A 13,273-nucleotide genomic window follows, 5' to 3' on the forward strand; every position below is an offset into this window, starting at 1 on the left:
AGGAGATCGGCTCAGACGAAATTCTCTTCGCATTTTTAAAGAGGGCGAAACCTCTGGGGCAAAATTCGTTTGCCCCGGGGAAACAGCGCCCGCCGCGGGAGGAAGTGCGGCGGGCGCCGTTTGGGTGGCCAACCTTCGGGAGGAGGTGAAGGTTGGGCCTATTCGTCATCGCCGGGGAGGAGGTCGGCTTTGACGAAATTCTCTTCGCATTTTTACAGAGGGCGAAACCTCTGGGGCAAAATCCTTTTGCCCCGGGCAAACAACGCCCGCCGCGGGAGGAGGTGCGGCGGGCGCCGTTTTGATGGTCAACCCTTGGGAGGAGGTAAGGGCGGACCGAATTCGCTTGGGTCGGGGAGGAGGTCGACCCCAGCGAAATTCCTTGGTTAGATCGCCTGGCGGGCGATGATCTTGATTTCGTCGCGGACGATACCGAGATCATGCAGCTGGCGGTTCGAAAGGCGACCCAGCTCGGTAACCGTCTCGCGATAAACGCGCCAGTTACGATAGTTGCGGATCAGGTTCATTGTCGTTCTCTTTTTCAAAACTGGTTCGGACCATTCGCGGCCCGAAGGATTAGACCGCCTTGCGAGCGACGTAAGGGATGTCGCTGCGGCTGATGCCGAGGTCGGTCAGTTCACGGTTGCTCAGGCGGCTCAGCTCGGAGACGGTGTCCCAGTAGCGGCGCCAGTTGCGGTAGTTGCGGATCAGGTTCATGGTAGTTCTCGTTTCGTCTTTCTTGCGGATCATTCCGTTTGTGTACGAACCATAAGTAGGGGGACCCATATCGATTTAAAAGCGCTATGGCTGCATGGCAGCAATGCAAATTGTGCAATGCAACATTAACGCGGCTTCACCGACCCGACACAAAGAAGCCAGAATCAGAAAGCGCCGTGGTGTCAAAGGTTTGGCCGGTCCGGCTGAACAATGACCCGGCGGAGAGGGGGAGGGACATGGCGGGCTACTCGACACGGGTCAGGTCGGACATTGCGCGATGGCTCCAGGCCGGACTGATCGATGCTCCGACGGCCGACGCATTGACGCGCGATGTCGAGGCCAACGAGCGCAAGTCGTTCAGCTTTGGCTCGATCCTCGCGATGATGGCGGCCCTGCTCTTTGGAGCGGCCATCCTGATCTTCGTCGCCGCCAATTGGGAAGCAATCCCGCGGCTGGCGCGGGTGGCCGCGCTGTTCGCCGTTATCCTTGGCGGCTATGTCGGCGGGGCGGTGCTGAAGACGCGCGACCATGCGGCGATCGGCGAAGCCCTGTGGATCGTGGCGGCGGCCGCGTTCGGCGGTTCGATCGCGCTGATCGGGCAGATGTACCATTTGTCCGGCGACGAGGCTTCCGCCCTGGTCACCTGGGGCGCCGGAACGGCGTTGGCGGCGGTGGTGCTGCGCTCCAACGCGCTGACCGTGGCAGCGATCGGCATCGCCGACGCCTGGCTGTTCCTGAAAGGGTTCGACTATTACAGCCGTAGCGAGTTTCCGCACGCCTTCGTCGTCATGGCGGTGGTGCTGTTTGCCGTATCGTTCTGGACCCGCAGCCAGCCGGCGCGGCATCTGATCATCCTGTCGCTGCTTTTCTATCTGGTGCTCCTGGCCATGGATCACGCGACACTGCCGGTAGCGATCCCTCTGGTCATCGTCTCTGTCGCGCTTTTTGCTGCTGCCGCCCTTGCGCCGGAACCGGTCGACAGGATCGTGCAACTCGGCGGTCGTTTGCCCCTGCACGCGCTGCTTGGCTTCCTCACCGGCCTGGCCATCATCCAGTTCGAACTGGCTGACGAGAGCACCTACAACAGCGGTTTCGCCATCGCTTCGGTCGTCGCATTGGCGGGGATCGTCGCGGCAGTCGTGTTCGCAGGCCGTGAGAGCCGTGGCCTGCGCTGGCTGGCCTATCTCGGCTTCGCCTTCGAACTCGCCATCATTTATGTCGTGACGCTTCAGTCGATGCTCGACACCGCCGGCTTCTTCCTTGCCGCCGCGCTGCTGCTGGGCGTGCTTGCGATCGTCATCATCCGCGTCGAAAAACGCATGAAGGGTCCGGCCATTGGGGGAGCCACGGCATGATGACCGGGAAGAGGCTTGTCATCTCGGCGCTGGTGCTGGCGCTCGTCCAACTCGGTTTTCTCAGTTGGATCATTGCCAGCCGTGCGGCGATCCTGCGTAACGGCAAGGAAGTGCTGCTGAAGATCCAACCAGTCGATCCGCGCGACTTGCTGCGCGGCGACTATATCGTCCTCGGCTATGACATCTCGCGCATACCGGTGAAAATGATCGCCAACATTGCGTCCGACAAACAGTCCAGCGACGACACCTCGATCGTGGTCCGGCTGAAGAAGGGCGCCGACGGCTACTGGACGCCGACCGCCGCCTGGTTCGGCACGGCACCGACGCCGGCCGCCGCGGACGAAGCCGACATTTCGGGCCATGTCGCCGCAGGTTGGGATCTTCGCGGCGAAGGCATGACGATCGCCCCGGATTACGGCATCGAGCGCTTCTATCTGCCCGAAGGCGAGGGGATGGCGATCCAGAGCGACATGCGGGTGCGCCCGTTCGGGATCAAGCTGGCGCTCGCCGCCGACGGCACGGCGCAGATCAAGGCGCTGATGGATGGCGACAAGACGCTTTTCGAGGAGCCGCTCTATTAGGTCGTGGGACGCGCGATAACGACGCCGGTCCTCTTCGCCAGGTCTCGCAGGACGCTCCTTCGTCTAGCGAGCCCGGGTGACCTGCCACCCGACGCTCAAAGCGCGAAAAAGTGGTGCGGGTAGAGGGACTCGAACCCCCACGATCTCTCGCCAGAACCTAAATCTGGTGCGTCTACCAGTTCCGCCATACCCGCGTGGCCCGGCAATCCCATGTAGCCATCATTCTGTCAATGTCGGAGACAAGATGTCGGCTCAGGGCCGGAATGTTGGTTATTCGCCTAAACGCGAAGACTGTTGAAAATTAGGCTCGCCTGTGACAAAAGGCGTGTCAAATGTGACGGAACGCGACGATCCGCTTCTACAAGATGTGATAAGAAGTAGGAAAAACAAGAACTTATTCACATTTTGGAACGCAGTTTGGGAGAGTTTGAGCCGTATTTCCGGTCAAATCGCCAGGTTCCGTACCAAAAGCCATTCCCGGCAAGAATTACCGGCAGGCTGTGAACGGCAGGGAGCCGTTTGGCAGCCTCATTGGTGAAAACAAAGGTTTTACGATGCAGGTCACCGAAACTCTCAATTCCGGTCTCAAGCGCGAGATCAAGATCACCGTGCCGGCCGGTGATATGGAAGCCAAGCTGATGGCGCGGCTGTCGGACGCCCGCAACAAGGTCCGCATCAACGGCTTCCGTCCGGGCAAGGTGCCGGTGCAGCACCTGCGCAAGGTCTATGGCAAGTCGTTCATGGCCGAAGTGGTCAACGAGATCCTCAACGACTCGACCCGCTCGATCATCACCGGGCGCGGCGAAAAGGCCGCCATGCAGCCCGAGGTCATCATGACCGAGGACGAGAAGGAAGCCGAGAAGATCCTGGCAGGAGGCGCCGACTTCGAGTTCCGCCTCAACTATGAGGTCATTCCGGCGATCGAGATCAAGGATTTCTCCGACATCAAGGTGACGCGCCAGGTGTTCGACGTTCCGGATTCGGAAATCGACGACCAGGTCAAGCGCGTCGCCGAATCGGCGCGCAGCTACGAGCCGAAGACCGGCAAGGCCGCCGAAGGCGACCGCGTCACGATCGACTATGTCGGCAAGATCGACGGCGAGGCTTTCGCTGGCGGCGCCGGCAACGACCAGCCGCTGGTGCTGGGCTCCAAGGAGTTCATTCCGGGCTTCGAGGATCAACTGATCGGCGCCAAGGCCGGTGACGAGAAGCAGATCACCGTGACCTTCCCGGAAAACTACCAGGCGGCGCATCTGGCCGGCAAGGAAGCGACCTTCGAGGTCACCATCAAGGAAGTATCGAAGCCCGGCGACCTCGAAATCAACGACGAGACCGCCAAGAACCTTGGCCTGGAATCGCTCGAGCGCCTGCGTGACATCGTGCGCGGCCAGATCGAGAACCAGTTCGGTTCGATGACGCGCCAGAAGGTCAAGCGCCAGCTGCTCGACCAGCTCGATGCGGCCTATTCGTTCGAAGCGCCGTCGAAGCTCGTCGAAGCCGAGTTCAACAACATCTGGGCGCAGGTCAACCGCGACCTGGAAGCCGCTGGCCGCACCTTCGCCGACGAAGAGACGACCGAGGAAGATGCGCGCGCCGAATACATGCGCCTTGCCGAGCGCCGCGTGCGCCTTGGCCTGGTGCTGGCCGAGATCGGCGAGAAGGCCGGCGTCACGGTTTCGGACGAGGAACTGCAACGCGGCCTGTTCGAGCAGGTTCGCCGCTTCCCGGCCAACCAGCAGCAGGAAGCCTTCGAGTTTTATCGCAGCAATCCCGAGGCGCTCAACGCGCTGAGGGCGCCGATGTTCGAGGAGAAGGTTGTCGACCACCTGCTCGAACAGATCTCGGTCACCGACGTCAAGGTCAGCAAGGAAGAGCTGATGGCCGACGACGAGGAAGACGAGACTAAGGCCAAGGCGAAGCCGGCCAAGAAAGCCGCGTCGAAGAAGGCCGAAGCCAAGGCAAGCGATGCCGCTGACGAGACGGAAGAGCCGAAGAAAAAGGCCGCGCCGAAAAAGAAGGCCGCCAAGGACGCCGAATAGGCCACCCATTGCAGCGAATTCCGAAAGGCCGCCTCCGGGCGGCCTTTTTCGTTGCCAAACTGCAACATCGGATTCGTTCCTGATGGGCACCGGTGGCGATACGAAGCCTTGATCATTATCTGGTTGGTTGGAAGACCAGAGGTAATTGGTGATGTCGTTGGGGGTGTTCGTGGGAATGAGGCGCGCTGCCGCCGCGGTGCTTTTCCTTGCCTTGGCCTGCGGCGCTGCCGGGGCCGGTACGGAGAATTGGCGTTTTGACACGGCCAATGACGGCCTCGTCACGGCGTCGGTCTATGCCACCAACAAACTGATCACCGGAGGCGGCGCGCTGAGCTACAGCCCGGTGCTGACCATCGCTTGCCGGGCTGACGGCGAACCGGCCTGGACCGAATGGCTGCAATTGAACGACGCGGTCTCCGCCAGCCGGAAAATCACCATGTCGGTGACCATCGACGGCGCCGGCAAATTTGACGAGAGCTGGTCCGTCGGCACGCGCGGCAGGCAGCTGATGCGCGACGGCGCCGATGGCATCAAGCGCCTCGTTCCGGCAAACCGCCTGCTGCTGTCATGGCGCTTCGGATTGTTGTCGGGGCGTGGCCAAGCCGATTTCGACCTCGCCGGCTTCGACGAGGCGGTCAGCCAGATTGCCGGCAGCTGCAAGACCGATCGGCCTTGATTTTAGAAGAGTGGCGATCTTTTGGGCTGTCGCCACTGGAAGATGATCCGCGAGTGCGCGGCATCAGCATCGTTCTTTCCACAATTGAATGATTTCAAATTCCGGCCAGGATAATCGCCAGCGCCGTGGCGTTGCCGTCTCGCGAATACAAGACCTAGATCAGCAGCAGGCCCTTCATGCTGGAATAGCCCTTTCGCCCGATGATGATGTGGTCATGCACGGAAATGCCCAGCCGCTTGGCGGCTTCGATGATCTCTTTCGTCATCTCGATATCGGCACGCGACGGCGTCGGGTCGCCGGAGGGGTGATTGTGGAACTTCCTCTCGCCGTAAGCTACCTTGTTGAAATTTAACGAAAAAGTGCCATCACTCCGGGAGCATTGGGAGCCGCTTCTGGGGGCGGTATTGGATGCATCTCCGTCACGAATCACGCTCACTCACCGCCGTTCATGCTGGATCGCTTTGATGCACGGCACGCCACTGTATTCTTTTGATCCCATGTCTCGAGTTCCTCAATTGGGTACAACACGGCTTTGCCAAGCTTGACGTACGCCGGTCCAATCCTCTTGGCTCGCCAATTTCGCAGCGTTCCAAGAGAGATGCTGCCGCGATAGCGTTCCGACACTTCCTCAGCTGTCAAAAACTTCTTGTTGTCCATCAGGCTCCCCAAATGTGCGACGTCGGAAGCATGTCAGCAGGCTAAGCACGCTCCCAAACCCTGAATCATGCAGTTCCGCGGCCATGAGTCGGTATGTGCACTGGAAATAAAAGCCCCTGAGCGAGGGAAGTAGAAGCAGGGGATATGCCTGGATAGAAATCGGATCAACTGCCAACAAAGTGTGCAAGGCCGGTCGACCCGGCCAGCCGGAAAATGAGGAGGGCTATCTCCGGCACCGTCGCCTCGACGCGTTCGTACTTGGGGTTGACGTGGGAGTCGACGAATTGGAATGAGGCGATCGAGATTTAAGGCTTTTCCAGACGCGTGTCGGCCGGCGCCCTCGCTGGGAGGTTGCCGAATGGCGCCGGCCAGACGGTCCTTTTCAGGTCCGCCACTCTCCAGACATAGCTGAGTCTTTCCGTAGCGTCAGGTGGTGGCGGACTACGCTTTGGCTTTCCGCTTCGCAGGTGCCTTCTTGGTTGCTGCGACGGGTTCAGCCTTGCGGCCAAGCCCGATCGACTTCGCCAGTTGCGAGCGCTGAGCCGCGTAATTCGGAGCTGTCATAGGGTAGTCGTGCGGCAAGTTCCATTTGGCGCGATAGGCATCCGGCGTCAGGCCGAATTCCGTGCTAAGATGGCGCTTCAGGGATTTGAATTTCTTGCCGTCTTCGAGGCAGATAATGAAGTCCGGCGTCACCGACCTCTTCGGGTTGACCGCGGGAGTTTGCGGTTCAACGACAGGCGGGATCGGCGTGCCGAGTCCGGACAGCGAAGCATGAACCGATGCTATCACGTCCGGCAAGCCAGGCACCGGCAATGGATTGTTGCTGACATATGCTGAGACAATATCGGCTGTTAACTCAGCGAGTTCGGCGGGGCGGGTGTCGGATTCGTTGGTCATTGATGGTCCTTTTGTCTGATTTATACCCTCTCTATGGGCTGATGATCAACGACGCAGCCGCCCTCCTAAGCCCCGGTCTATCGAACTGCAGTGGAGCGGACGCAGAATTCATTACGGACTTCGGACAACCCTTTGATGATAAATTTCAGAAGTATTCGCGACCGTAGACGAAAGAGGTTCGCGGAGCGAAGTTGCCTGCCCAGCATCCGGTTTGGCTGGGGTTCCTGGAAGCCTTTCGAACTTTCTGGGTGGCGCCTCAGCCCGAACTGCGGGTGCTTATGGACAAAGTGGGACATTAGATTCGGGTTTTGAATGATTTGGGGGGCTCAATTTCCGGGACGTGCACATTCCTAAAAGCGAGCATCTGCACGGACCCTCTAGTGTTATGTTCTGAACGGCAGCTTTGCGCTGCATCCACGAACCGCTACGCGGGAGGGTCGCCTGGTTCTTAGATGGCGCGGTTATGCGGACGTTCGCCACAGGCCGGGGCACACCCGATATGAAGTTCCAGTCAATCCGACTCGCGCAGAATAGCGTGGGGATGGTCGGCGCGCATCAGTGGTATTCGTTGAAGCGGGACACTGGCATGCCGTACTCAGCAATGCGGGCGTTGACCGGGTCAGTCAGTAAGGGGGGTCTGTAAACAAAAATACATAAGATCGTTCAGTGTCTTGGAAAAATCGCTGGTCAATGGAGTTGGTTGGAGTCATGGTAAGAAAACATGGGTTGCTAATTAACACTTGAAATATTGGGGGGCTGGAAATGGCTTGGAATAGACCTGCTTCGCTTTTGTCATTTGCAATAGCGCTTTTTTGTAGCGACATGACGTCGGCTCAGCAGTGCTTCACGCCGCCGGCAAGCAGGGCGCTGTCCCCAGAGCAGATGAGGACTGTGGTGTTCACGTCCGGCAAAGAGCCGGATGTGCTAGCCAAGTTTCCTTTGGACCGGACCCTCGACAATATTATCAGGACATCCAGGGTTGACGCTTCAGCTCCCGTATCTAAAGGCGAGCGTGAGGACCTGCTCAATTCGCTGCTCTCCGGCTTCAAGCAGAACACGTTGTTCAATCCAGGCAGCAAGTTGACGTTTCCAATCGCAGTTCGATCCAAAGAGGCCGCACTTACGGCTGCCAGTCTGCTCGATCCAAGCAGTGCGAATTTCATGACGCCGGTCGGGCTTTTCAACAGGCTTGACCTCGCCCCGGCAAGTTATGCCAATTGCGGTGAGTACCGGATCGTCTATGCGAAGAAGAGTTCATCTCCCACCGATCGCTTCTTCCTTATCTTTGAGGCCGCGCTTCCGAACGCTGATCCCCATGGATCGAAGGAAGGGTGTAAAGAAGTCGCAACGTTCTGGAATGGTCTGAGTGGTATGAGCGACCAAGACGCTGCGACCAAGCTCGCAGCGTTCTACTATGACGGCGGTGTGGTTGACGGTGGGACAGTAAAGTTTGAGCCGGTGGTGCACTACCAGCACTACGGCCTTCCTGACGGACAGGTGCGCGCCAACGCGTTCATACCCGACCCGCAGGCTTTCATTTGGCACCTCATGCAATGGGAAATTGCACCCAACGAGGCAGGGGTCCCAGTCTTCCGCAACACACCCGTCAACGAAACTCCGGTGCCGGCATTCTTCGGCGGGACCCCAGCAGCCGCCCTGCCGACTGAGACTTACAACCGGATTTCCGGGCAGTTTGGCAACGACTTCGTCAATCGGAACGTGTGGCAACTGATCAATACGGACCGCACTGCCTTACTGCAGTCATCGTCCGGAGAAACGCTGATCGACAACCTCGGCGTCGACATCGATGATCAGTACTATGCCGTCGAAAGCGCAGCAGCCGACAGCGACAATCCAGCAGTAAATGCAGCCAACACGCCCACAATCGCAGGGATTGCGCGCACCCTCGCGGACGCCAAGGTAGATCGATGCGGCGTCACCCCTGAGCAGGTTCTGAATCGCATGGGAGCAATGACTTGCGGCGGCTGCCACAACTTCTCCAATGGGGCAGAGATCGCCCCCGGGGTGAAATGGCCTGACTCGCTAGGGTTTGTGCAGATCAATGAAGGCGGTCAACTGTCGGACCTGCTCACCAAACACTTTTTGCCGGCGCGGTTCGACAATGTTCAGACGACAATTACCACCGCCGTCCTAGCTGCACTCGACGGGCCGAAAAACATTGGTTCCCAACGAACCACGCTCCATCAAATGCTCGATAGCCGAAAACAGACGGGCCAGGGCCTGCTGAAAGACGACAAAGCGGCCGATCTCGCGATAATCGCGCTCCTGGCCGATCAAGTAAGGCGCGCATCACAAGCAGAACCTGGCGCATTCACGACTTTCCGCAAGCCCGACTGACCGCGGGCAGAGGCCGTGGTGCTGGCAACGCACCGCCAGCGCTCGGTCAGGCGACAAATGGCCGAATGCTGTTCACCGAACGGACCGCCGGCGAGAATTTCAGCAATACGAGGTAACCTTGGGAGGCCCTTATTTTCTGAACCTTGGGACCAAAAAACATCAAGAGAAACAAGAAATGCTGATTTATGTTTCCACAACATGTTGGTGTTTGGGATGATAAGGATCCTCTTCCTTGCAGTGATGTGTTTGTGCATCGACAACGCCGCGATGGCGGCAGCGAACCATACAAATACGGCTGAGACCTCCGCTCCCTACATGAGCGAGCATCCACCTCGAAAACTTGTTCTAATCATCGGGAACTACAAATACCCCCATCTTGGCGATCTACCAGGTGTCGAGAGCGACATCACCAATGTCAAAGATAGGTTCGAGCAACTTGGGTTTGATCTTATTGACGTACATTCGAATGTCCGGACTTGGGATGAATTCGACCACGATATTTTGAAGCCGTTCAGGCACAAGATCGAACGTGACGACCTGGCGGTGGTGTACTTCTCGGGGCACGGTTTCTCTTACGGTGGCTACCAATATTTTGCCCCAAGCGATATGTCACTACCACTGATCAAAGGGAAGGTATCGACCACTGCCATTCCGGTAGAAGCCGTTATCGACGCTCTTGGCCGCGAAGGACCTGGGGCGGTGCTCTTGATTGTCGACGCCTGTCGGACGGTCGCCAATTTCAAGGTGGTCGACAAAGATGGCAACACGCTTCCCAAAGGCGAGGATCAAGATCAAAGGCCGCAGAGCACGACCAATTATGTGATGGCGTTGTCCGTGACCAACGGCAACCCTTCGGAGGGATCGTCAAATCCCAACGAGATGAGTACCTACACCAAGGCGCTCGTTGGGCGAATACTTGAAGAAAAAACATTCCACAGCATTCACCAGGATGTCGAAGGTGATGTTTTGGACGCCACCGATGACCATCAGGTTCCTATTCAGATACAATCTTCGAGAACTGACATTGTCTTGAAAATCACTGAAGATTGGCATGGTGCAGAGCGCGAGCTGTGGAGCAGCCTGCTTAAGGACGGCGACCGCACACGGATTAATCAGTTCGTCCGGAGGAAGACATTGAACCCCTATGTGCGGGACGCAAGAAAGTGGCTCGAAGATCATCCTCAGGATCAGAAGCCGGTCCCGCGGCTAACTGCGGTATCACCGCTTGGAGTTGACGCGGCATGGCGCCTTTCACAGAACGTAGAAGGCCTGTCCTCCGTTGTTTCCTTCCCGCCGTCGATGCCTTTCGAGCAGAGAAAAATGAGTGTGGAAGATATTGTAAAGCGATACGGAATTCAGCCCCGCACCGGACCCAGCCGACCGACGGCGGAGGCTCTGGCCAGCTGGTCTGAACAACTGACCCGATACGAGGGTCTCGCGTTCAATCAAACGTCCGCGGTCTACGCGGAGCCTCGTGACGACTCGGAACTTGTCGCACAAGCCGATCGCGGCAGTCCAGCTCCCTTCGATTCAGTCGCCTTGAATGAACCCGCTCGGACAAAGGTCGTCACCGATGTCGTCGCCAAGACGGTCTGCGTTCAAATTCTCACCCAGCAAGTCTGCAACGATGTTCCGGAACTGGTTTCAAAGGTCGAACCTGATCCGACGTGGATCCCACGGAGCTGGACGTCGATGGCAGTCGGCCCCGCCAAAATGGCTGGTTATGTTCCTATCGACGCCGACAACACCGCCTACGATGTCGATATCGGAAAACCCTTCAAGGAACTGACCGTCAAGCAAAGGGAAACCGCCCCAACTGGCCTGGTTGACCAGAAACCGATCCTGGAAAGTTTGCAGCAAGCCAAGACCGAGGGCAAATCGGTCTCGTGGGTATCCATCGCAGCTCCCGTCAGTAACGACGCCGACGGAGAGGCGGCCGACATCGGCTTCATGATCAGCAATGTATCATACCTGCTCAACAATAACGGCATATCCCGTGACCACATCACTTCAGTTATCGGCGATCCCGACGTGGGGAATGAGACGCTGCGTATCCGATTTTACGCACAATAATCAGAGGAGGGACGCATGAAATTCGCTGTTGCCGCCCTATCGTCGTTCATGTTGTTCCTATCGATCATGCCGCCGACTTTGTCGGCAGCGACGTTGGCGGAAAGCGTCGACCGGTCGGTTGGATCTCAGCCCTACAAAGACAAAGTCGAGGCTTACTTGAACAAAAAGCTGAACAAGATCGTTGGCGGCGTCCCGTCGGTTCTCGGCGAACTTCCCTGGCAGGTGTCGCTCGGAATATCGTGGATTGCATCACCAGCCGAAGCCCATTTCTGTGGCGGTTCAATCTTCAATGAAAAATGGATCATCACTGCGGCCCACTGCGTCGATGGCAACACGCCTGCCAGCATCATAGTCACGGCCGGAACCATTGATCTCACCCAGCCGGGACAGCGGCTGAACATCAACCGAATTATCGTCAAGGACGGCTATGTTACTCCTTCTGGCGGCTCGGACATAGCGCTGCTCGAATTGACAGATACTCTAAAGCTAGACGCGTCCACCGCGTCCCCGATCTCGGTTTTGACAGCCGCGGAGGAAACCACGGAATTGGCCGAGGGAGCCAGCTTAAAGACGTCCGGATTTGGCTATAAGGAGCAAGGCGGTCAAGTAAGCGCGATTTTGAACGTCGTAACCGTTCCGTTGGTTTCTTCCAATGTTTGCAATTCAACCCTGTCGTATGACGGGAAAATTGCTGGTGACATGATCTGTGCTGGCATTGCCGAAGGCGGCAAGGATAGCTGCCAGGGCGATAGCGGCGGTCCGTTGACCACAATGACTCCCACGCCGAGGCTTGCCGGTATCGTGAGTTGGGGTAAGGGATGCGCCCAACCATTGAAATATGGCGTCTATGCTCGCGTCGCCAGCTTCACCAGTTGGATTGACGCCTGCATTGCCGGAACCGCGGATTGCACCGAAAAATAGCCCTTGGGCTGACCGGCTCAACACCAGCGAAGGCAATCGGGCTGCGCCCCTGAAAGGTCGCGTTCGGATAAGCGACGAGCCGGGTGACGTTCTGAAACGGTGGCTGGCCGTGCTGGTCTGCTGGCAAGAGAGCTGGTTGTTGATCCGGTATATGTGGTTGCCAAGTGCGCCCAGACCTGTTGGCCGATTCTGCGACGTGATTGCCTCGTCTCAGCGAAGCCACAGCTCAAGGTCAACGGAATCCACAGCCGCTAGGGCGGCGCTGTCTTTCCCAGGGCAAGTGAGCGTGAGTTGAACAGAGATCGTGAGCGGAGCGTATGAAGGAGCCTCGCCTTCAGCGGTGTGCAATGCGGTTTCCGACGGGCTATACAGCGTTCGGACGAATTCGATGCTATCGGCCCCTCCTTGAAGGGGAGCGACCGTCGTTTGGCCTTCGACGGATCGAGCCAGTCCTAACTCAACTGTCGCTCTTGCGCCATTCGTCAGGGCCAGCTGGCCTCTGAAATCTGCCCGTGTGGCAGTCCAATCTGTTTTGGCCGGGATGTTCGCCTCAATTGATCCGACCAGAACGGCAGTAGCCGATTTTTTCCCGTTTCCCTCACACTGCGCGTCAAGTCCCTCGATTAGAATCGACAGCGATCGCCCATCAGGAGATTTGACTACAGAGGCAACGCGCGAATGAGCCGGAACGGCGGCCAATTGCGAGAATTCTTCCCATTGGATAGTGGCCGGCTGTGCCAGGTCCGCCATGCTCCCTCCACCTTATCCGCGCAAGACGACAGACACCGAGAATGTGAGTATTATATCTGCCTAGCACGACTTAGCACGACCGACGCGCCAAGCAAATGGAAATATCGCCTCGCGTTAAAATGCCAGCTATAACGAGATCGACTTCAGCATGGCACGAAATCATCTCCGCCCGAACCAATTCGCAGTAGCAGAAAGCTGGGGATAAAGAACCGCGCCTCAGGCCTTGAGTCCATTATTTCGGGATCATCT

At 58.0% G+C, this 13,273-nt stretch carries 12 protein-coding genes, 1 tRNA gene and 1 pseudogene; 7 read left to right on the plus strand and 7 right to left on the minus strand.

The genetic code is table 11. The features are described 5' to 3' along the window. Nucleotides 1-383 precede the first annotated feature (383 nt). Together FJ936_RS13390 and FJ936_RS13395 are read right to left on the minus strand one after the other, a co-directional pair. A complete protein-coding gene (locus FJ936_RS13390; RefSeq protein WP_013531314.1) occupies nucleotides 384-524 on the minus strand; it encodes a DUF1127 domain-containing protein in 141 nt (46 codons plus the stop codon). A 49-nt stretch (nucleotides 525-573) separates the two neighbouring features. Then, the gene (locus tag FJ936_RS13395; protein ID WP_140791040.1) at nucleotides 574-714 is read right to left on the minus strand and encodes a DUF1127 domain-containing protein; all 141 of its coding nucleotides are present in this window, start codon (nucleotides 712-714) and stop codon (nucleotides 574-576) included. Nucleotides 715-950: 236 nt separating this feature from the next. Here FJ936_RS13395 and FJ936_RS13400 point away from each other — a divergent pair, with 236 nt between their 5' ends. Next, a complete protein-coding gene (locus FJ936_RS13400) occupies nucleotides 951-2,069 on the plus strand; it encodes a DUF2157 domain-containing protein (RefSeq protein WP_140791038.1) in 1,119 nt (372 codons plus the stop codon). Then, nucleotides 2,066-2,650 (plus strand): GDYXXLXY domain-containing protein, encoded by a 585-nt coding sequence (locus FJ936_RS13405; protein WP_140661128.1) that lies wholly within the window; start codon nucleotides 2,066-2,068, stop codon nucleotides 2,648-2,650. Before FJ936_RS13400 ends, FJ936_RS13405 begins: the two co-directional genes overlap by 4 nt. 111 nt (nucleotides 2,651-2,761) lie before the next feature. On the opposite strand, the gene FJ936_RS13410 is transcribed toward FJ936_RS13405, so the two are convergent. Then, nucleotides 2,762-2,844, minus strand: a tRNA-Leu gene (locus tag FJ936_RS13410). Between the two features lie 360 nt (nucleotides 2,845-3,204). On the opposite strand from FJ936_RS13410, the gene tig reads away from it, so the two are divergent. Together tig and FJ936_RS13420 are read left to right on the plus strand one after the other, a co-directional pair. Next, nucleotides 3,205-4,689 (plus strand): trigger factor, encoded by a 1,485-nt coding sequence (gene tig / locus FJ936_RS13415; protein WP_140791036.1) that lies wholly within the window; start codon nucleotides 3,205-3,207, stop codon nucleotides 4,687-4,689. A 175-nt stretch (nucleotides 4,690-4,864) separates the two neighbouring features. Beyond that, nucleotides 4,865-5,365: a hypothetical protein gene (locus tag FJ936_RS13420; protein ID WP_246680463.1), complete on the plus strand. Its 501-nt coding sequence runs from the start codon at nucleotides 4,865-4,867 to the stop codon at nucleotides 5,363-5,365. 154 nt (nucleotides 5,366-5,519) lie between these two features. Here FJ936_RS13420 and FJ936_RS13425 read toward each other — a convergent pair. From FJ936_RS13425 to FJ936_RS13435, 3 genes and pseudogenes are all read right to left on the minus strand, one after another. Continuing rightward, nucleotides 5,520-5,678: pseudogene (locus FJ936_RS13425) on the minus strand (JAB domain-containing protein); the annotation flags it as partial. Between the two features lie 119 nt (nucleotides 5,679-5,797). After that, nucleotides 5,798-6,022, minus strand: coding sequence for a helix-turn-helix domain-containing protein (locus FJ936_RS13430; protein WP_141906643.1), 225 nt, complete (start codon nucleotides 6,020-6,022; stop codon nucleotides 5,798-5,800). Between the two features lie 441 nt (nucleotides 6,023-6,463). Continuing rightward, nucleotides 6,464-6,922 carry a MucR family transcriptional regulator gene (locus tag FJ936_RS13435; RefSeq protein WP_141906644.1) on the minus strand — a complete coding sequence of 153 codons (459 nt, stop codon included), beginning with the start codon at nucleotides 6,920-6,922 and terminating at the stop codon, nucleotides 6,464-6,466. An 894-nt stretch (nucleotides 6,923-7,816) separates the two neighbouring features. On the opposite strand from FJ936_RS13435, the gene FJ936_RS13440 reads away from it, so the two are divergent. From FJ936_RS13440 to FJ936_RS13450, 3 genes are all read left to right on the plus strand, one after another. Continuing rightward, nucleotides 7,817-9,280, plus strand: coding sequence for a hypothetical protein (locus FJ936_RS13440; RefSeq protein ID WP_141906645.1), 1,464 nt, complete (start codon nucleotides 7,817-7,819; stop codon nucleotides 9,278-9,280). Nucleotides 9,281-9,493: 213 nt separating this feature from the next. Then, the gene (locus FJ936_RS13445) at nucleotides 9,494-11,353 is read left to right on the plus strand and encodes a caspase family protein (RefSeq protein WP_181763132.1); all 1,860 of its coding nucleotides are present in this window, start codon (nucleotides 9,494-9,496) and stop codon (nucleotides 11,351-11,353) included. A 15-nt stretch (nucleotides 11,354-11,368) separates the two neighbouring features. Then, nucleotides 11,369-12,274: a serine protease gene (locus tag FJ936_RS13450; RefSeq protein WP_141906647.1), complete on the plus strand. Its 906-nt coding sequence runs from the start codon at nucleotides 11,369-11,371 to the stop codon at nucleotides 12,272-12,274. A gap of 210 nt (nucleotides 12,275-12,484) precedes the next feature. On the opposite strand, the gene FJ936_RS13455 is transcribed toward FJ936_RS13450, so the two are convergent. Then, the gene (locus FJ936_RS13455) at nucleotides 12,485-13,024 is read right to left on the minus strand and encodes a hypothetical protein (RefSeq protein ID WP_141906648.1); all 540 of its coding nucleotides are present in this window, start codon (nucleotides 13,022-13,024) and stop codon (nucleotides 12,485-12,487) included. Nucleotides 13,025-13,273 lie beyond the last annotated feature (249 nt).

Source organism: Mesorhizobium sp. B2-4-13 (assembly GCF_006658535.1).
GTDB classification, from domain to species: Bacteria; Pseudomonadota; Alphaproteobacteria; order Rhizobiales; family Rhizobiaceae; genus Mesorhizobium; species Mesorhizobium australicum.

Coding starts and splice junctions, on each gene's coding strand:
- FJ936_RS13435 (WP_141906644.1), bottom strand. CDS start 6,922: ATGACCAACGAATCCGACACCCGCCCCGCCGAACTCGCTGAGTTAACA.
- tig (WP_140791036.1), top strand. CDS start 3,205: ATGCAGGTCACCGAAACTCTCAATTCCGGTCTCAAGCGCGAGATCAAG.
- FJ936_RS13400 (WP_140791038.1), top strand. CDS start 951: ATGGCGGGCTACTCGACACGGGTCAGGTCGGACATTGCGCGATGGCTC.
- FJ936_RS13455 (WP_141906648.1), bottom strand. CDS start 13,024: ATGGCGGACCTGGCACAGCCGGCCACTATCCAATGGGAAGAATTCTCG.
- FJ936_RS13450 (WP_141906647.1), top strand. CDS start 11,369: ATGAAATTCGCTGTTGCCGCCCTATCGTCGTTCATGTTGTTCCTATCG.
- FJ936_RS13395 (WP_140791040.1), bottom strand. CDS start 714: ATGAACCTGATCCGCAACTACCGCAACTGGCGCCGCTACTGGGACACC.
- FJ936_RS13430 (WP_141906643.1), bottom strand. CDS start 6,022: ATGGACAACAAGAAGTTTTTGACAGCTGAGGAAGTGTCGGAACGCTAT.
- FJ936_RS13390 (WP_013531314.1), bottom strand. CDS start 524: ATGAACCTGATCCGCAACTATCGTAACTGGCGCGTTTATCGCGAGACG.
- FJ936_RS13405 (WP_140661128.1), top strand. CDS start 2,066: ATGATGACCGGGAAGAGGCTTGTCATCTCGGCGCTGGTGCTGGCGCTC.
- FJ936_RS13445 (WP_181763132.1), top strand. CDS start 9,494: ATGATAAGGATCCTCTTCCTTGCAGTGATGTGTTTGTGCATCGACAAC.
- FJ936_RS13420 (WP_246680463.1), top strand. CDS start 4,865: ATGAGGCGCGCTGCCGCCGCGGTGCTTTTCCTTGCCTTGGCCTGCGGC.